Below are 19017 nucleotides of genomic sequence, written 5' to 3' on the forward strand. Positions count from 1 at the left end.
CGTTGTATGAAAAAATATAAACTAATACTATTCTTGTCAGCTGCTTTTTTATCAGTTGCCTGTACAGATAGTTTCTTCGATTTGGAACCAAGTAGCAGTGTGCCTACCGATAAGGTATATAAGACAGCAGACGATTTTAATGTAGCTGTGATGGGATGTTACTCTAAATTGCAGACGCAGGTTTCTTATTTTACGGAGTGTTGCGAATATCGGAGTGATAATTTGACATTGAGCGCACCTACTGCCGGAACGCAGGACCGTTATGATATTGATCAGTTTGCAGATAAAGCTTCTAACGGCATTCTGGAAGATGCTTGGGCGAATTTTAATAACGGAGTCTATCGTTGTAATCTTATATTAGATAGGATTGATGAAGCCAACTTTGACGCTACTCTGAAAAAACAATATAAAGGAGAAGCCCTTTTCATTCGTGCACTTACCTATTTTAATATGTACCGTCTGTGGGGAGGAATACCGATGACTAATAAAGTAGTGACAGTGGCCGAAGCTCTAAAAATCGGGCGTAGTTCAGACCAACAGGTTTATGATTTCCTTGTCGGTGATTTGAATCAGGTTATTAATGAAAGTATGTTGCCGTCTTCTTATACAAGTACGGATATGGGACGAGTGACTTCCGGTGCTGCAATGGCACTGCTTGGCAAGATTTACCTCACCTTCCATAAATGGACGGAAGCTCGCAATGTATTATCTCAATTAATAGGTAAGTATTCTTTGATGACTACTCCGGACCAGGTTTTTGATGTAAATAATAAAATGAATGATGAGATTATTTTTGCTGTTCGTTTTAATAAAGATGTTGAAGGAGAAGGGCATGGATACTGGTTCTCTATCATTAACCTGACCGATGATACCAATCAGACAAAGGCGCTGAAAGAATGTTATAAAGACGGGGATAAGCGCAAAGATTTGATTACTTATGTAAAGGTGGAAGATAAAGTCTGTGTCATGAATAAATTTAAGGATGTCAAGAGTGCGACTTATAACACTGTTGGTAATGACCAGGTTATTCTCCGTTATGCCGATGTCTTGTTGATGTATGCGGAAGCTTTGAATGAAATCAGTTACAGTAATTTGCAGAATTCAGAAGCCCTGGTTGCTTTGAATGCCGTACATACCCGTGCCGGCTTGTCTCCGATTCTGATTACGGAATTACCCGATCAGGATAGTTTCCGTAATGCGATTATGCTGGAACGTCAACAGGAATTTCCTTATGAGGGACAGCGTTGGTTTGATTTGGTACGTATGGGAGGTGCTAAGGAGGCCATGAAAGCAGAAGGACATATTATTCAGGATTACCAGTTCCTGTATCCTATTCCCAAAACGGAATTGGAAAGAATAAACAACACAGAATTGTTGTGGCAGAATACGGGATATTAATAGGGTTAAACTAAAAGAATTCAGACAATGAAAAAAATAATATATAGCTTGTTGTTTATTCTTACAGTAGTTTTTACTGCTTGTGAAGAAGATCTGCCAAAAGCGAGTTTCGATTTATATGAACTGAAGTCACTGGCGGCAACAGCCGGAGATATGAATGTGACTCTTTCTTGGGAGGCATACGAAAATGCCCGGCCTAATGAATATTTGATTCTTTGGACTTCCGGATCGTCAGATGCGGAAGGAGGTGAGATGACTGTGGATGCAAAAACAATGACTGCCACAATCAATAATCTGGTGAATGATGTTGCTTACACTTTTTCTGTACAGCCTCGTTATACAGGAGGACTGGCCAGTAAAACGACCGCTGCCTGTACGCCGAAGAATGCAAGATACCCGATTTCTGGTCTGACGGCAGCAGCCGGCAATGAAAGAGTACGTTTGAGATGGACAAAACCTGCCAGTGAACGTTTTACCCGTTATCAGGTTACTGTTAATCCGGGCAATCAGATTATCAATCTGGATGATACTTCATTGGAAGAATACATTGTTGACGGGCTGACTAACGATCAGGAATATACGTTCAATATAGTCTGTGTCTATCCCACAGGCAATTCTATTCCGGTGGAAACTTCAGCTACTCCGGGATTGATCTATCCTATTCTTGCCAATACGGAACTGGTCGTGTGGGAACCTTGCGCCTTTGCTTATAACGATATGTATTTTATGGCAGGTGAAGTGAAATCGGTAAGCTGGGATTTTGGTGATGGTACGACATCAGGAGAAAACAACCCTGTACATGCATTTGCTACTACCGGAACTTATACAGTAGCTGTTACGGTGACTTATGTAAATAACACGACCGAGTCGGGTAGTCTGGCTGTTACAGTCGGCAATTATAAATGGAATTCTGTCGATTTGAACTTTGGCGGACTTACCGGATATGTAAAGACTTCCAATCCGGTGTTCTCTCCGGATGGAAAAACAATGTACATCCCAACATCTACTCCTGCAGGGCATTTATTTGCTATTGATGTAGTGAGCGGTGAATTCAAATGGGTGTTTGCTATCAGTAAGATAACGTATGGTGGAGGTGCGTTGGTGGCTCCTGATGGTACCATATACCAGTGTGTAAAAAATGCTACTATTAATAATGTATATGCAATAAATCCGAACGGGACTCAAAAGTGGGCGGCTAAATTGGATGCTGCGGTAGGTGCTTTTCCTGCATTGTCTGTCGATGGTGTTCTCTATTGTCTTACCAATAAGAGTACGTTGTATGCTCTCGATGCATCCAGTGGCGTTATAAAATGGCAACAATCCCTTGACGGAGCAATAGGTAGTGCGGTAGCTATTGATAAAGCCGGAAATGTTTATGCGGGTACAAGTGCTGCTATTTATGCTTTTAAACCGAATAAGGATCAGATATGGAAATTGGAAGAAGTAAATGTGACAGAACAGGCTACGTTTGCTTTGAAAGATCAGATGCTTTATGCGACGTTGAAAGGAGGCGGACTTGTTGCTGTCGATATGACAAACGGGACAAAGAAATGGACATATCCGACCACGAAAGGAGATGCCTATTTCCCGATTGTAGATAAAAATGGTAATATCTATTTTACGGAGAAAGGATCGCAAACAGTTCATGCTGTGAATGCCGGCGGGGCTAAAATCTGGGAGAAAAATGTAGGCAACAATTTGAATTACAGTGGAGGTGCCTTGAGTACGGATGGTATTCTTTATATAGGTACTCAATCGAATAACAAAGTATTGGGACTTGATACCACTAATGGAAACATCGTCTTTGAAGAGACTGTAGGACAACAAGTCATGGCAGCTGTTACTATTGGTCCGGACAAACGGCTTTATTGTGGTACGATCGGATCTGGTAATATCGGTGCTGTCAAAGCGTTTGCTGTCAATAAGACTTTGGAGACAGACTCTTGGAGTATTCGTGGGGGTGATATTCAAGGTACAAACCGTCAAAAGTAAGTGATAATGAGAATCTCGGTTTTTATTGTATTTATAGTAATGACAATGGGCTTATATGCACAGAAATATAAAGTAGGTACTACTACGGCTTTGTGGAAAGTACCTGCTTCCACAGATTTTTTTCAAGCTCGGTCTGTGGGGGTAGAGTATGTTGAGGTGGCATTTAACCAGTGTTATAGAGGCGTTCCGGCAGATGAGGTCATTCCTCGTGTTCGGGATATGAAAGCAAAAATTGATAGTGCCGGTATCAAAGTCTGGTCTATACATCTTCCTTTTTCCCGAACGCTGGATATATCGGTTCTCGATGAAAAGAAAAGGAAAGAAAATGTAGATTTTATGGCGGAGATGATTGAACAGTGTGCTCAATTTCAACCGAAATGTTTAGTTCTGCATCCAAGTTCCGAACCGATTGACGACAGTATTCGGGCACAAAGAATAGCCAATGCTTCCAGGTCTATCGCTTATCTGAAGAAGTATGCGGATCAGATAGGAGCACAGTTATGTATAGAGAATCTGCCGCGGACTTGTCTGGGAAATACTCCTGAAGAACTTTGGGAGATTATCAAAAACATTCCCGGTGTGAAGGTTTGTTTTGATACCAATCATTATACAAAAGGAACGACGGAACATTTTGTAGAAACCATTGGTGAACGTATTGGCACCATACATGCTTCGGATTTTGATTTTGTCAACGAGTACCACTGGCTTCCTACGCAAGGCGATATTAAGTGGGGAAAGTTAATGCACGCACTCGAAGGAGTCGGTTATGAAGGAGTTTTCATGTATGAAGCGACTAAAGATCATGAAAACCATGACACACGTCCAACACCGGAACGGGTCGTTGAAACTTTCAATAAAATAATTAATGATTATAAAACATTGAAATAAGATGGATATAATAAGAAAAATACAATATTTATTGTTTTGCCTTTTGGCAATAGGTTTTGTTGCTTGCAATGATGATGATGACAACAGCACCGAAACAGGGCATGAAGGAATCCTTACTCAATTGGCAGAGGAAGTGGATGCCACAGCACAACAGTTGTGGAGTTCTTCTCCTTTGATTGTCAATGCCGGACGTACTACTGCTTTGACCAAAATTCAGGGGTATGCGGATAAATGTAAAGATGATTATTTCATCAGTTATCTGAATGGTTTCGACCAGGCAAGTACAAGTATGGAAAAGTGTGATCCTATTATCTATTTTTATCGGAGCGCATTTGACCGTGTGATGGATGGAATTAAAAGTTCAAAAGTGGAAAATGGTACGGCAGAGATTTGGGCACTCTATAATATGGGATATGTGGTTAAGACTCCGTCAGGATGTTTTGCTATAGACATTTCTCATCGTTGGGCAAAAGAACTGGCGCCTTATATTGATTTTCTCTGCGTCACTCATAAGCATTCTGATCATTATAACAATGATCTGATTCAGGCTATGTTTGATTTAGGCAAACCGGTATTGTCCAACTACCTGAAGGATACGACATATCCTTATACCGCAAAAGGAGATAAAGATTATGAAATAGGAAAATTCAAGATTAAAACTTGTATCACCGATCACAACAATTCCGGATTATCTAATTTTGTGACTGTATTCTCAATTGATTGCGGTGAAGATACCGGCAACTTCGTCTTTATGCATGTAGGAGACTCCAACTATAAACCGGAACAATATACGAATCTGGCTTCTCATGTGAATGTACTGATACCACGTTACGCTCCCAATGCACTGACTGAAAATAATATTCTAGGTTCGGGTGCGGGACAGGTAGAGCCGGATTATGTCTTGTTGTCACATATTCTGGAGCTGGCTCATGCTGGTGTTGACGAATCGAGATGGTCGTTGGATATGGCACTCGAACGGGCTTCGAAGATTAACTGTGAACAGACCTATGTACCAATGTGGGGAGAAAAAATGGTCTGGAAAAACAATAAATTGAATTAAAATACTTAATGTTTGCACTTTATGAAACGGATATGTAACTTTATACTTCTTCTATGTTTGGTACAACTGGCTGTTGCCCAAAATAGAATAACTGAAATCAGAGAAAACCTGTTAGGAAATCATCCTGATAAAATATTGGTTGTATCACATCGGGCCGACTGGCGTAATGCTCCGGAAAACTCATTGCAAGGGATACAAAATTGCATTGATATGGGAGTTGATATGGTAGAGATCGATTTGAAAAGAACCAAAGACGGACATTTGGTAGTGATGCATGATAAAACAATCAATCGCACCATGAGCGGAAAAGGGCTGGTCGAAGATTATACATTAGCGGAATTGAAAGCCATGCGTCTAAAAAACGGGGTAGCTTGTAAAACAAGACATCAGATTCCTACATTGGAGGAAGTCATGTTGCTCTGCAAAGGTAAGATAATGGTAAATATTGATAAGGGCTATGATTATTTTCAGGAGGCTTATGCCGTACTCGAGAAGACAGGAACAGTCGACCAGTGTGTCATCAAAGCCGGGCTTCCTTATGAACAAGTGAAAATTGAAAATGGTGCTGTGTTGGATAAAGTAATTTTTATGCCTATTGTACAGTTGCACAAAGAAGGAGCTGAAGCTGTTATTGACAGTTACCAGACTCACATGAAGCCTGCAGCTTATGAGTTAGTATTTGATAATGATAGTCCGGAGGTTCTTAACTTGATAAAGAAGGTGCGTGATACAGGTTCTAACTTGTTTATTAATTCTCTTTGGCCCGAACTGTGCGGTGGTCATGATGATGACCGTGCAGTAGAACTTCATCAACCGGATGAAAGCTGGGGATGGATTATTAATCATGGAGCAAAACTAATTCAAACCGATCGTCCTGCCCTCTTATTGGAGTATCTACGCAAAAAGAAGCTTCACGACTAAATAGACTTTCTCATGTTGAAACAACTTATAAACTTTTACAAGGTCTCTTCACCGAGACCTTGTAACGGGGAAGTTTTGTCTTCATCCGACTCACAGTATCTTCATTCCGATGCCCGTCGCCTGAAATACTTGAAATGGTCTACTTTCCTTTCAGCTACTTTCGGTTACGGTATGTACTACGTTTGCCGTCTTAGCCTGAATGTCGTGAAGAAGCCCATCGTAGATGAAGGAATTTTCTCTGAAACAGAACTAGGAATCATTGGCTCTGTACTTTTCTTTACTTATGCCATTGGGAAATTCACGAATGGTTTCCTTGCCGACCGTAGTAATATCAATCGCTTTATGACTACCGGCTTATTGGTTACAGCTTTGGTCAACCTTTGCTTAGGTTTTACTAATTCTTTCCTCTTGTTCGCTATACTTTGGGGGATCAGCGGCTGGTTTCAGTCTATGGGAGCCGCATCTTGTGTGGTAGGCCTTTCCCGTTGGTTCACGGATAAGGAACGGGGGTCCTACTATGGATTCTGGTCTGCCAGCCACAATATTGGTGAAGCGTTGACCTTTCTGATTATTGCCTCCATCGTCAGTGTGCTGGGCTGGCGTTACGGTTTCTTCGGGGCGGGTGTCGTGGGCTTGATTGGCGCATTGATTGTCTGGAAGTTCTTCCATGACACTCCCGAAAGTCTGGGCTTTCCTCCTGTGAATGCACCCAAAGAGAAAAAAGAGATGAGTTTCATAGAAACGGCTGATTTCAATAAGGCGCAGCGACAAGTCCTATTGATGCCCGCTATTTGGATACTGGCTCTATCGAGTGCTTTTATGTATATCAGTCGCTATGCGATCAATAGTTGGGGTGTCTTCTATTTAGAGGCCCAAAAGGGTTACTCCACATTGGATGCCAGTTTTATTATTTCTATCTGTCCGGTCTGTGGAATTATCGGTACCATGTTTTCGGGAGTCATTTCTGATAAGCTGTTTGGCGGTCGTCGTAATGTGCCTGCACTGATATTCGGATTGATGAATGTTTTTGCGCTTTGCCTGTTTCTGTTGGTTCCGGGTGTACACTTCTGGATAGATGTGCTTGCCATGGTTCTTTTCGGGTTGGGTATCGGAGTTCTCATTTGTTTTCTGGGTGGTTTGATGGCAGTCGATATTGCCCCTCGTAATGCTTCCGGCGCAGCATTGGGAGTGGTGGGCATTGCCAGTTACATTGGAGCCGGTTTGCAGGATGTGATGAGTGGTGTTTTGATAGAGGGTCAGAAGACGGTTCAGAACGGAGTCGATGTTTATGATTTCACATATATCAATTGGTTCTGGATTGGGGCTGCTCTGCTTTCGGTACTCTTTGCATTATTGGTTTGGAATGCAAAATCAAAAAAAACAGATTAGTTTCTGATATATTAGGTTAGATTGAAAAACACTTGTTTTCCAAAGAGGATAACAAGTGTTTATTTTCAATGGTGTCGGTTTTTATTTCGGGAAGTTCGTTGTTGCGATTCTTCCCGAAATGTTTTTATCATTCAATTATCTACATAAAGATAATTCCCCCTTCGTATTCCTTCAAATGTTTGTATTCCAATAGGAAGTTTACGCATTAAGTTGTCCATATCCGATGGTTTTAGAGTTATACGATATGCAAATGAGAATTTAGGCAGAATACAAACATTGTCTTTTCAGAATAAATTCAGTTTTATGCCTTTCTTTTGCCGGAGATAATTTATTACCTTTGTAACTTTAATCCGATAATCAATGAGTAGAATAATATTAAATACTAAGATTTGGCTGTTTGTGTTGTTGCTTGGAATGTCGTTTTCCGCATGGGCACAAAGTGATGATTTAAATACATGGACTAAATTCAAGGTAAATCATAAGATAGATTCCCGTTTCTCGGTTTCTGGTGATTTGGAGTTGCGCATGAAAGATGATGTAAGCCGGTTGGATCGTTGGGGATTGACTGTTGGCGGAAGTTATCGCCCTTGTTCTTTTTTGAATCTGGGGGTGGGATATGAGACCCATCTTCGGAATCTGGGTGACTCAGACTGGAAATTGAGACATCGTTATCATATATCTGCCATTGCCAGCTTTCGTTATCAATGGTTGAAAGTGTCTTTGCGGGAGCGATTTCAGCAGACTTTTGACCGTGGTGATTCTGAAACTTGTCTACGTTCTCGTTTGAAGTTATCCTATGCTCCTACAAAAGGAATCGTTTCTCCTTATTTTTCTGTTGAAATTTATCAAAGTCTGGATGATACTTCTTTTTGGAGAGCAGACCGTATGCGCTATCGTCCCGGAGTGGAGATTGCTTTAGCCAAACGTTGGTCATTGGATGCATTTTATTGTTATCAATATGCATCTTCGCAAGGCAAACACATTGCCGGAATAGAAGTGGGGTATTCTTTTTGAAATAAATGACGAATAGTAAATAATAACTAATGCTAATATAATAATGTGGAGTTCAGAATGTCTTGTATTTGCATGTATAATGTAAATGGCTGATTAGGTGGCTTCTATATAAAAGGTTAATCTTTTTAAAGGAAAATATTTCTTTTCTTAACTATAATGTGTATTTTCGCTTCTACATTTCAAACTGTAATGTGGAAATTTAAGATTCTACAGTTGCAACAGACGTGTTGTATGGTTTTTCATAACCGAAAGTGAATACTTCCTCTTATGGCATTCTTTCTGCCCAATCAAGAATTTCTTTTTTTTGAACTAATAGAAAAACAAAATGAAAACATGCCATAGCCTATTTGTGGGAGTAGGTTCTTTTATCCTTTGTTGTACTATGTTTACTGCTTGTGTAAACCATATTTCGGAGGAAGAAGGGGAAATCGTTAATAATGGAGATATTCCATTGAAATTTGTTGCCAACATTCATGAGATTATGAATACCCGTGTAGTAAATAATAGTTTTGGAGAAGGAGATGAAGTGGGGTTATTTGCACTTGCAGGAACCACTACAATGCAAGAAGAACGTTATGCAGATAATCTTTATTTTGTGCGTTCATCTACTGGAGAGTTTGTTTCTGATGAATCGGTTTACTATCCGGATGATGGAGTTGCATTAAATTTAATCAGTTATTATCCATATCAGAATAGTGGGGTAGCAATGGGGGAAAGTTTCATGCAAGTGACCGTTGCAACAACTCAAGATAACCCGGATGATTATTCTCATTCGGATTTTCTAGTTGCTTTAAAAGGAGATGTATTTGCCAGTAAAGATGCTGTTGCTCTATCCTATAACCATCAGTTCTTTCGCATGAAAATAATTCTTGTTCCCGGAGAGGGGGAAAGTGTAGAAGAAATGTTGTCTGTTAAACCGACGCTTTCGGTCAGTGGCTTTTATACAAAGGCTGTTTATGATTTTCAGCAACAAATATTTTCTGCCTATTCAGAAGAGGAAGATATTACTCCTGCAGGAGAATGGGAGATTAGAGACGGACGATTAGTAGGAAAAGAGCTTATTTTGATTCCTCAAGAAGCTAGTGAAGGATATCAATACATAATGTTGAAAGCAGCTGGTAAGTCATATATCAGTTTATTACCACCTACTTTACAATTAAAAAGTGGGAAGCAACGAGAACTGGAGATCGTGTTTGTATCAGCCGAAGATGTATTGATGGGCAAAGTGAACGGAGAAATAGGGGATTGGGATGGAACAGAAGTGGACCATACCGAATCAGGCATTTTGCATGAATATATAGATGTATCGAAACTGACTTTTGAAAAATCGAATGTGTATAAAGTGATACATTTGGGAAAACAAGTAGCCGAAATATGTAAAGAGTATCTTGTTACTCCGGATTTTTCTTCTCAAGCGATTGTTGCTTATTCCATGAAAGAAGACGGTAGCGTTAATTTATCTCAAGGAACTGTGGTACAGTTATTAGGAAAATTAGGGAAAGTGAATGGTGGAGGTGTATCATGGAATGTGGAGGATCACTCATTGGAATATAGTGGAGGAGCTCTGCCGGTTCGTAATAAGGTGTATGTACTGGCAGATGGAACAATCTCCTTGTCAGTAACACTGGCAGATAATGTGTTACCAGTTTTGGCACAGGAAGATATCGTTCGTGATGTTCGTGGAGGAATCATTCATAATTATCCGTTAGTGAAGATTGGAACTCAATATTGGATGCGGGATAATTTGGAGGCTTCTTTGTATACAGATGGTGAAATGCTTCCCAAAGTGGATGCGGTGACGGCGAATACAGTCGGATATTTGCAGTCTGCTGCGGAATATTATTTTTATACCGCTAATATCGCTCTTTCAGGTAAAATCTTGCCAGCTCATTGGAGTATACCGAATTGGGAAGACTGGAATATCCTAAAAGAGTATCTGAAAGGAGATGCTTCGTTGCTGAAATCAGGAACTTGGCTGCCTTTAAAATCCGAAGAGCTAATACAACCAGTAACTAATTTATCCGGTTTTAATGGAATGCCTGTGGGAATGTACGTAGGAGCTTTTCAAGCAGATTATGAGAAAAAACATCTCGCATATTGGACATTGGACAATACAAATACCGCTATCGACACTAAAGTCTTTTATCTGAAAAGTAATACAAATATCATAGAAGAATCTAATGCTGGTGTTGATACAAAAGCTTTTGCTATTCGTTGCATACGAAAGTAAATCGGTGAAAAGGGATTGTCTTTTTCATAAATTGCTTATATTTGGGAAATAAAACTAAATAAAAGAGAGAACTATGAAGAAGATAATAAATCCCTGGAAGGGGTTGGAGGGGTACAACTGCTTTGGTTGTGCTCCCAATAATGAAGCTGGAGTAAAAATGGAATTTTATGAGGACGGTGACGAAGTGGTGAGCATTTGGAAGCCACGTCCCGAATATCAAGGCTGGATTGACACTTTGCATGGCGGTATTCAAGCAGTTTTGATGGATGAAATCTGTGCGTGGGTGGTGCTTCGTAAACTACAAACGACCGGAGTGACTTCGAAGATGGAAACCCGTTACCGGAAATCTGTTGATACCAAAGATTCTCATATAGTACTGCGTGCCTCTATTAAGGAGGTAAAACGGAACATTGTTATTATTGAAGCGAAGTTATATAATAAGGATGGAGAAGTATGCACGGAATCTGTTTGTACCTACTTTACTTTCTCGAAAGAAAAGTCGAAAGACGAAATGCATTTTTCGAAATGTGATGTAGAACCGGAGGAGATACTGCCTTTAATTTGAAATAAAAACTCAAGTTTTTGTGATAAATGTTTGGTGGTTTCAAACAAATGCTTTACTTTTGTCGCAGTTAATATAAGAAATATGAAATATACAACTACACATCATCATCATCATTTTCCTAACGAATAATCGGTGGGCGTGGATGATATTGTGTATAACTATATAAACGATAACTAAGGCTTGCCGAATACGGTAAGCCTTTTTTATTTCTCAACGCATATTATAATTAAAAATTAAATAAAGTCATGTTAAGAATCGCAGTACAAGCCAAAGGACGTCTCTTCGAAGAGACTATGGCACTTTTAGGAGAGTCGGATATTAAGTTGAGCACCACGAAACGTACCTTATTGGTGCAGTCTTCCAATTTCCCTATTGAAGTTTTATTTCTTCGTGATGACGATATTCCGCAGACAGTGGCTACTGGTGTAGCAGACTTGGGAATTGTCGGTGAAAACGAATTTATGGAAAAGGAAGAAGATGCGGAAATCATCAAACGTTTGGGATTCAGTAAATGCCGCCTTTCACTGGCTATGCCGAAAGATCTTGAATATCCTGGTTTGTCATGGTTTGATGGTAAGAAGATCGCTACTTCCTATCCGGTTATTCTTCGCAACTTCTTGAAGAAAAATGGTGTAAATGCTGAAATTCACGTGATTACCGGTTCCGTGGAAGTTTCTCCGGGAATTGGATTGGCTGATGCTATTTTTGATATTGTAAGCTCCGGTTCTACGTTGGTGAGTAACCGATTGAAAGAAGTAGAAGTCGTAATGAAGTCGGAAGCGTTGTTGATTGGCAACAAGAACATGAGTGACGAGAAAAAAGAAGTGCTTGAAGAACTGCTGTTCCGCATGAATGCAGTAAAAACAGCCGAAGATAAAAAATATGTATTGATGAATGCTCCGAAAGATAAACTGGAAGAAATCATTGCTGTATTGCCGGGTATGAAGAGTCCTACGGTGATGCCGTTGGCACAGGAAGGCTGGTGCTCTGTTCATACAGTACTTGATGAAAAACGTTTTTGGGAAATCATTGGAAAACTGAAAGGACTGGGAGCGGAAGGTATTTTGGTACTGCCAATTGAAAAGATGATTGTATAAATATATATAGGCACGGATTATACAGATAATGTAGTCGCTAATCCCAGGTATCGTGTAATCCGTGCCTAATAAGATATAAACTATGAAATTGATTAAATACCCCTCAAAAGAACAGTGGACGGAACTTTTGGAACGTCCGGCACTGAATACGGAAAATTTGTTCGACACTGTTCGTACTATTATAAATAAGGTAAGGGCAGAAGGTGACAAAGCTGTATTGGAATATGAAGCTACTTTTGATAAAGTGACTCTGTCCGCACTTGCTGTGACTCCTGAAGAAATACAGGTTGCCGGAACATTGGTAAGCGATGAACTGAAAGCAGCCATCTCCCTGGCAAAACAGAATATTGAAACATTCCACGCTTCCCAACGTTTTGTCGGAAAGAAGGTAGAAACAATGAACGGTGTGACTTGCTGGCAGAAATCAGTGGGAATCGAAAAGGTCGGGTTATATATTCCGGGTGGAACAGCACCGCTTTTCTCAACTGTATTAATGTTGGCTGTTCCGGCTAAGATTGCAGGCTGCAAAGAAATCATACTTTGCACACCTCCCGATAAAAATGGAAACATTCATCCGGCTATTCTTTTTGCAGCCCAACTGGCAGGTGTCAGCAAAATATTCAAAGCAGGTGGAGTACAGGCTATTGCATCTATGGCTTATGGAACGGAGAGTGTACCTAAAGTATATAAGATATTTGGCCCGGGCAATCAATATGTGACAGCTGCCAAACAGTTGGTAAGTCTGCGTGATGTAGCTATTGATATGCCCGCCGGTCCTTCAGAAGTGGAAGTGTTGGCTGATGCCTTTGCTAATCCGGTTTTCGTTGCGGCGGATCTCTTGTCACAAGCAGAACATGGAATAGATAGCCAAGCTATATTGATTACCACTTCCGAAAAACTTTTGGTAGAAGTAATGGCAGAAGTAGACCGTCAATTAGCCGAATTGCCCCGTCGTGAAATTGCTGCCAAATCATTGGAGAATAGTAAACTGATTTTGGTAAAGGATTTGGATGAAGCATTGGAACTGACTAACGCATATGCGCCGGAACACTTAATTATAGAAACGGAACACTACATGGAAGTAGCAGAGCGTGTGACAAATGCCGGTTCTGTCTTCCTTGGATCGTTAACTCCCGAAAGTGCCGGTGACTATGCTTCAGGTACGAACCATACCCTGCCGACCAACGGTTATGCCAAAGCATATAGTGGCGTTAGTTTGGATAGTTTTATCCGCAAGATTACGTTCCAGGAAATTCTCCCGGAAGGAATAAAGGCCATTGGTCCCGCTATTGAAGAGATGGCGGCTAATGAACATCTGGATGCGCATAAAAATGCGGTTACAGTTCGTCTCAAAGTAATTCAAAATTCATAACTTAAAATTTAAAGAAGTGAAATCATTACAAGAATTAACCCGGCCGAATATCTGGAAATTAAAGCCATACTCTTCGGCACGTGATGAATATAAAGGAGCCACCGCTTCTGTTTTTCTGGATGCAAATGAAAATCCGTACAATACGCCTCACAACCGTTATCCGGACCCTATGCAATGTGAATTGAAAGCATTGTTATCGAAAATCAAGAAAGTATCTCCCGAACATATTTTTCTCGGAAACGGCAGTGATGAAGCCATCGACTTAGTCTTTCGTGCTTTCTGTGAACCGGGTAAAGACAATGTAGTAGCTATCGATCCTACTTACGGAATGTATCAGGTCTGTGCCGATGTGAACGATGTAGAATATCGAAAAGTATTGTTAGATGATAACTTCCAGTTCTCCGCTGACAAATTGCTGGCAGCTACTGACGAGCATACCAAACTTATTTTCCTTTGCTCACCTAATAATCCGACGGGAAATGATTTGCTCCGTTCTGAAATAGAAAAGGTTCTTTACCAATTTGAAGGATTGGTAATGTTGGATGAGGCTTACAATGATTTCTCGCAAGCTTCGTCTTTCCTCGAAGAGTTGGATAAATATCCCAATCTCGTCGTATTCCAGACATTCTCTAAAGCTTGGGGATGTGCAGCTATTCGTTTGGGAATGGCTTTTGCTTCCAAAGAGATTATTGACATCCTTAGTAAAATCAAATATCCCTATAATGTCAACCAATTAACCCAACAACAGGCTATTTCCATGTTGCATAAACATTATGAGATAGAGCGCTGGGTGAAAACGTTGAAGGAAGAACGTGACTATCTGGAAGCGGAATTTGAAAAGCTTCCATGTACTATTAAACTGTTCCCGTCTGATGCGAATTTCTTTTTGGTAAAAGTGACAGATGCCGTGAAAATCTACAATTTTTTGGTCGGTGAAGGAATTATTGTGCGTAATCGCCATAACATTTCACTTTGCTGCAACTGTTTACGTGTGACTGTCGGTACCCGTGTAGAGAATAATACACTATTAGCCACCCTTAAAAAATACCAGGGATAATTTATGAAGAAGAAAGTGTTATTTATAGATAGAGATGGCACGTTGGTGATCGAACCTCCTGTAGATTACCAACTCGACTCATTGGAGAAACTGGAATTCTACCCGAAAGTATTTCGTAATTTAGGTTTTATCCGCAGCAAACTCGATTTTGAATTTGTGATGGTCACTAATCAGGATGGATTGGGTACATCTTCTTTTCCGGAAGAAACGTTTTGGCCTGCCCATAATCTGATGCTTAAAACATTGGAAGGAGAGGGGATTACTTTTGACGAGATTCTGATAGACCGTAGTTTTCCTGAAGATAATGCGCCCACCCGCAAACCACGTACCGGAATGTTGACGAAGTATCTGAATAATCCGGAATATGATCTTGCCGGGAGTTTTGTAATAGGTGATCGTCCTACGGATGTAGAACTAGCCAAGAATCTGGGTTGCCGGGCAATTTATCTGCAAAATTCAGCCGAAACCTTGAAAGAAAAAGGATTGGAAGAATTCTGCACCCTTGCAACGACTGACTGGGATCAGATAGCCGAGTTCCTTTTTGCCGGAGAGAGGAAAGCAGAAGTACGTCGTACAACGAAAGAAACGGATATTTATGTGGCTTTGAATCTGGATGGAAACGGTACTTGTGATATCTCTACGGGCCTTGGCTTTTTTGATCATATGCTTGAGCAGATTGGAAAACATTCTGGTATGGATCTGACGATTCATGTAAAGGGAGATCTGGAAGTGGATGAACATCATACAATTGAAGATACTGCTATTGCATTGGGTGAATGCATTTACCAGGCTTTAGGTAATAAACGTGGAATTGAACGTTATGGTTATGCTTTACCAATGGATGATTGTCTTTGTCAGGTTTGTCTGGACTTTGGTGGTCGTCCCTGGCTGGTTTGGGATGCCGAATTCAAGCGTGAGAAGATAGGAGAGATGCCAACGGAAATGTTTCTCCATTTCTTTAAGTCACTAAGTGATGCAGCAAAGATGAATTTGAACATCAAGGCGGAAGGACAGAATGAACATCATAAGATAGAAGGAATTTTTAAAGCCCTCGCCCGTGCTTTGAAAATGGCAATCAAGAGAGATATCTACCATTTTGAACTTCCATCCAGTAAGGGTGTTCTTTAATGGAGGGTAGAATCATATTCATGTTGCTTATGCAAAAAAGAATCCTATTATGCTTATTGGTGATAGTCTTATCTGTTTCTCTTTTCGGTCAAAATCAGAAAGCGGATAAGATTATTTTGCCCGATAGTGATTTAACAAATTTGTATAAAATAGATTCGGGTGTATATCGTTCGGAGCAACCTTCAAAGGAGGATTTTAAAGCTTTAGAAAAGTATGGTATTGGAGAAGTACTTAATCTACGGAACAGACATAGTGATAATGATGAAGCCAAAGGAACAAGTATAAAGCTTCACCGTGTAAAAACCAAAGCTCATTCAATTAGCGAAAAGGAATTGATACAAGCATTACGCATTATTAAAAATCGTAAAGCGCCTATTGTTTTCCATTGTCACCACGGTTCTGATCGTACAGGGGCTGTTTGTGCGTTTTATCGCATCGTTTTTCAAAATGTTTCGAAAGAAGATGCTATCCATGAAATGACAGAAGGAGGCTATGGCTTTCATCGAATTTATAAGAATATTATTAGAAGAATTAAGGAAGCCAATGTGGAACAAATAAGAGAAGAAGTAATGGCGGGCGGAGCGCTATAATATGCCAGTCTTTGCCACCGCATTGGCACAACCATGCCATACCGTTGGCACAGTTGTGACAATGCGGTGGCACAAGTCTACCGATAGGCTACCCTTATAAGGCCTCTATTTCTTTAAGCCATATGGCTGAACTGGCATCGCTCGGCATTCTCCAATCTCCTCTCGGGCTGATAGAAATGCTTCCTACTTTAGGTCCGTCCGGTAAGCAAGAACGCTTGAACTGTTGATTAAAGAAACGACGGAAGAAAGTGGAAAGCCATTTTTTGATAGTTTCTTCATCATATGTATCCTTGAATGCAATATTGGCCAGATAGAATATCTTGGAAGGTCGGAAGCCGAAGCGTAAGAAATAATAAAGAAAAAAGTCATGTAGTTCATAAGGACCTACCAAGTCTTCTGTTTTCTGTTTAATTTCTCCGTTCTCATCTGCCGGAATCAATTCCGGGCTAATAGGAGTGTCTACAATATCAAGTAAAGTAGCTTTCGAGTTTTCGTCCATACCGTTTTCTGCCACCCATTGCACCAAATATTTCACAAGTGTTTTGGGAACACTCGCATTTACCCCGTACATGGACATGTGATCACCGTTGTAAGTAGCCCATCCCAATGCAAGTTCCGATAAGTCCCCTGTGCCGATAACCATTCCCCAAGTCTGATTGGCCACATCCATCAGTATTTGTGTACGTTCGCGCGCTTGCGAATTTTCGTATGTAACGTCATGCACATTCACGTCATGGTCGATGTCCTTAAAATGTTGGATGCAGGCATCTTTAATACTAATCTCACGAATTGATATACCTAATGATTTCATTAGGTCGATTGCATTATGGTAGGTACGGTCGGTTGTACCAAAACCAGGCATTGTGATTCCGAGAATACCTTTCCGAGACAATCCCAGTTTATCAAAGGTCTTCACGCAAACAAGTAATGCCAGTGTTGAGTCTAACCCACCGGAGATACCTATTACGGCAGTTTTAGCTCCTGTATGAACAAATCTTTGTGCCAGTCCCGCTACCTGAATGGAGAACACTTCTTCGCAATGTTCATTTAGTTCCATTCCCTGCGGTACAAAAGGATGAGAATTAAACTTCCGGGTTAAGGTTAGTTCTTTGCTGTTGACAAATTCAGTCACAATAGAAACCGCCTTTTTATCCTCTAAGTTTGCTTGATTAGCTGCAAAGGTTGTATTTATCCTGCGTTCTGCCCGGATACGTTCGACATCAATTTCACTGATAATAAGCTGTTCTTCCATACTGAAACGTTCACTGCGCGCTAGAAGGCTTCCATTTTCGTAAATCAATCCGTTTCCGGCAAAGACTACGTCAGTAGTAGACTCTCCGAAGCCGCACGAAGAGAATACATATCCGGCAATACAGCGTGCAGATTGTTGGCTGATAAGCGAACAAAGATAATTATTTTTGCCAATACCTTCATTGTCTGCGGACATGTTGAAAATAATTTCTGCACCTTGTAGTGCCAACGAAGAACTAGGAGGTATAGTAGACCAAAGGTCCTCGCATATTTCAATACCAAAGGTGGTATCTGAAGTTTCAAAAAGTAGATTGGCACCTATGGGAACGATCTGTCCGCATAGCCGCACATTATTGGTTGTTAACTGGAGGGCCGAGGTAAACCAGCGTTGTTCATAGAACTCCTTATAATTCGGGAGATATGTTTTGGCTGCAACGCCTAGCACTTTTCCCTTCTGAATCACTACGGCTGCATTGATAACTGTTGAGTTGACTACTACAGGCATACCGACAATGGAAATAATATCTAATTGGCGGGTGTTGTTCAGAATCTGCATCAGGGCCATTTCTGCTTCTTCCAGCAAAAGTTGTTGTCCGAATAGATCACCACAGGTATATCCGGTAATACTCATTTCCGGGAATATAATGATCTGCACTCCTTTTCCTTCGGCTACTGCAATCAAACTTTCTATCTTCTCTACATTGAATTTACAGTCTGCCACTTTTACGTGTGGCACAGCTGCGGCTACTTTAACAAATCCGTAGTTCATCTTATACCTTATTTATATATAATGGATGCAAAAATAGAAAATAGTTTTGAATAATTATCTTTTCTGTATTGAATCCTCTCAATAAGCTATTTTGTATGAGTTACGATATTGTTGTTTAAACAATTAAAGTAATTGTCAAAATGAACGTTTATATTCAACTATCCTTGAAATCTGTTGTGGATTTATTTCATTTAGGGGTTTTGTATACTTAAATATGTATCAAAAAGATATAAGTGGAAATTTGGTATAAAATATGCGACATATTGTTTCTTTTATTTAAATATAATATATATATT

The 19017-nt window shown here is 40.3% G+C and carries 15 protein-coding genes and 1 pseudogene; 14 read left to right on the forward strand and 2 right to left on the reverse strand.

The window, feature by feature from the left end; all coding sequences use genetic code 11:
• Positions 1-6 precede the first annotated feature (6 nt).
• Genes GD631_RS12550 through GD631_RS12575 form a run of 6 tightly spaced genes read left to right on the forward strand, consistent with a single transcriptional unit; the run spans position 7 to position 7648 of the window.
• Positions 7-1398, forward strand: a complete 1392-nt coding sequence (locus tag GD631_RS12550; protein ID WP_143257302.1) for a RagB/SusD family nutrient uptake outer membrane protein — start codon at positions 7-9, stop codon at positions 1396-1398.
• Positions 1399-1425: 27 nt separating this feature from the next.
• The gene (locus GD631_RS12555) at positions 1426-3390 is read left to right on the forward strand and encodes an outer membrane protein assembly factor BamB family protein (protein ID WP_143257303.1); all 1965 of its coding nucleotides are present in this window, start codon (positions 1426-1428) and stop codon (positions 3388-3390) included.
• A 6-nt stretch (positions 3391-3396) separates the two neighbouring features.
• Positions 3397-4278 (forward strand): sugar phosphate isomerase/epimerase family protein, encoded by an 882-nt coding sequence (locus tag GD631_RS12560; RefSeq protein ID WP_143257304.1) that lies wholly within the window; start codon positions 3397-3399, stop codon positions 4276-4278.
• Position 4279: 1 nt separating this feature from the next.
• Positions 4280-5338 (forward strand): MBL fold metallo-hydrolase, encoded by a 1059-nt coding sequence (locus GD631_RS12565; protein ID WP_143257305.1) that lies wholly within the window; start codon positions 4280-4282, stop codon positions 5336-5338.
• A 21-nt stretch (positions 5339-5359) separates the two neighbouring features.
• A complete protein-coding gene (locus GD631_RS12570) occupies positions 5360-6259 on the forward strand; it encodes a glycerophosphodiester phosphodiesterase family protein (RefSeq protein WP_143257306.1) in 900 nt (299 codons plus the stop codon).
• 12 nt (positions 6260-6271) lie between these two features.
• Positions 6272-7648 carry an MFS transporter gene (locus GD631_RS12575; RefSeq protein ID WP_143257307.1) on the forward strand — a complete coding sequence of 459 codons (1377 nt, stop codon included), beginning with the start codon at positions 6272-6274 and terminating at the stop codon, positions 7646-7648.
• A gap of 137 nt (positions 7649-7785) precedes the next feature.
• Here GD631_RS12575 and GD631_RS22445 read toward each other — a convergent pair.
• Positions 7786-7866, reverse strand: a pseudogene (locus GD631_RS22445) (AAA family ATPase); the annotation flags it as partial.
• Positions 7867-8008: 142 nt separating this feature from the next.
• Here GD631_RS22445 and GD631_RS12580 point away from each other — a divergent pair.
• The 8 genes from GD631_RS12580 to GD631_RS12615 all read left to right on the forward strand — a co-directional run bounded on the left by GD631_RS12580 (position 8009) and on the right by GD631_RS12615 (position 16701).
• Positions 8009-8662: a DUF2490 domain-containing protein gene (locus GD631_RS12580; RefSeq protein ID WP_143257308.1), complete on the forward strand. Its 654-nt coding sequence runs from the start codon at positions 8009-8011 to the stop codon at positions 8660-8662.
• Between the two features lie 325 nt (positions 8663-8987).
• On the forward strand, positions 8988-10892 hold the full coding sequence (locus GD631_RS12585; RefSeq protein WP_143257309.1) for a fimbrillin family protein: 1905 nt from the start codon (positions 8988-8990) through the stop codon (positions 10890-10892).
• A gap of 73 nt (positions 10893-10965) precedes the next feature.
• Positions 10966-11457, forward strand: a complete 492-nt coding sequence (locus GD631_RS12590; protein WP_143257310.1) for a PaaI family thioesterase — start codon at positions 10966-10968, stop codon at positions 11455-11457.
• Positions 11458-11702: 245 nt separating this feature from the next.
• A complete protein-coding gene (gene hisG, locus GD631_RS12595) occupies positions 11703-12554 on the forward strand; it encodes an ATP phosphoribosyltransferase (RefSeq protein WP_143257311.1) in 852 nt (283 codons plus the stop codon).
• Positions 12555-12636: 82 nt separating this feature from the next.
• A complete protein-coding gene (gene hisD, locus GD631_RS12600) occupies positions 12637-13926 on the forward strand; it encodes a histidinol dehydrogenase (RefSeq protein WP_143257312.1) in 1290 nt (429 codons plus the stop codon).
• On the forward strand, positions 13919-14983 hold the full coding sequence (hisC, locus tag GD631_RS12605) for a histidinol-phosphate transaminase (RefSeq protein ID WP_317190149.1): 1065 nt from the start codon (positions 13919-13921) through the stop codon (positions 14981-14983). The genes hisD and hisC overlap by 8 nt, the downstream gene beginning before the upstream one ends.
• A 3-nt stretch (positions 14984-14986) precedes the next feature.
• Positions 14987-16111, forward strand: coding sequence for a bifunctional histidinol-phosphatase/imidazoleglycerol-phosphate dehydratase HisB (hisB, locus tag GD631_RS12610; protein WP_143257314.1), 1125 nt, complete (start codon positions 14987-14989; stop codon positions 16109-16111).
• A gap of 29 nt (positions 16112-16140) precedes the next feature.
• Positions 16141-16701, forward strand: coding sequence for a dual specificity protein phosphatase family protein (locus tag GD631_RS12615; RefSeq protein WP_143257315.1), 561 nt, complete (start codon positions 16141-16143; stop codon positions 16699-16701).
• 94 nt (positions 16702-16795) lie between these two features.
• Here GD631_RS12615 and GD631_RS12620 read toward each other — a convergent pair whose 3' ends face one another.
• A complete protein-coding gene (locus GD631_RS12620) occupies positions 16796-18721 on the reverse strand; it encodes an NAD(+) synthase (protein ID WP_143257316.1) in 1926 nt (641 codons plus the stop codon).
• Between the last annotated feature and the right edge of the window lie 296 nt (positions 18722-19017).

The organism is Bacteroides luhongzhouii (genome assembly GCF_009193295.2).
GTDB lineage: Bacteria > Bacteroidota > Bacteroidia > Bacteroidales > Bacteroidaceae > Bacteroides > Bacteroides luhongzhouii.

What these genes read in the sequence shown, in the direction of transcription:
- GD631_RS12615 (WP_143257315.1), top strand. Translation starts at nt 16,141, where the DNA reads ATGCAAAAAAGAATCCTATTATGCTTATTGGTGATAGTCTTATCTGTT.
- GD631_RS12590 (WP_143257310.1), top strand. Translation starts at nt 10,966, where the DNA reads ATGAAGAAGATAATAAATCCCTGGAAGGGGTTGGAGGGGTACAACTGC.
- GD631_RS12620 (WP_143257316.1), bottom strand. Translation starts at nt 18,721, where the DNA reads ATGAACTACGGATTTGTTAAAGTAGCCGCAGCTGTGCCACACGTAAAA.
- GD631_RS12570 (WP_143257306.1), top strand. Translation starts at nt 5,360, where the DNA reads ATGAAACGGATATGTAACTTTATACTTCTTCTATGTTTGGTACAACTG.
- GD631_RS12555 (WP_143257303.1), top strand. Translation starts at nt 1,426, where the DNA reads ATGAAAAAAATAATATATAGCTTGTTGTTTATTCTTACAGTAGTTTTT.
- GD631_RS12585 (WP_143257309.1), top strand. Translation starts at nt 8,988, where the DNA reads ATGAAAACATGCCATAGCCTATTTGTGGGAGTAGGTTCTTTTATCCTT.
- GD631_RS12550 (WP_143257302.1), top strand. Translation starts at nt 7, where the DNA reads ATGAAAAAATATAAACTAATACTATTCTTGTCAGCTGCTTTTTTATCA.
- GD631_RS12565 (WP_143257305.1), top strand. Translation starts at nt 4,280, where the DNA reads ATGGATATAATAAGAAAAATACAATATTTATTGTTTTGCCTTTTGGCA.
- hisB (WP_143257314.1), top strand. Translation starts at nt 14,987, where the DNA reads ATGAAGAAGAAAGTGTTATTTATAGATAGAGATGGCACGTTGGTGATC.
- GD631_RS12575 (WP_143257307.1), top strand. Translation starts at nt 6,272, where the DNA reads ATGTTGAAACAACTTATAAACTTTTACAAGGTCTCTTCACCGAGACCT.
- GD631_RS12580 (WP_143257308.1), top strand. Translation starts at nt 8,009, where the DNA reads ATGAGTAGAATAATATTAAATACTAAGATTTGGCTGTTTGTGTTGTTG.
- hisD (WP_143257312.1), top strand. Translation starts at nt 12,637, where the DNA reads ATGAAATTGATTAAATACCCCTCAAAAGAACAGTGGACGGAACTTTTG.
- GD631_RS12560 (WP_143257304.1), top strand. Translation starts at nt 3,397, where the DNA reads ATGAGAATCTCGGTTTTTATTGTATTTATAGTAATGACAATGGGCTTA.
- hisG (WP_143257311.1), top strand. Translation starts at nt 11,703, where the DNA reads ATGTTAAGAATCGCAGTACAAGCCAAAGGACGTCTCTTCGAAGAGACT.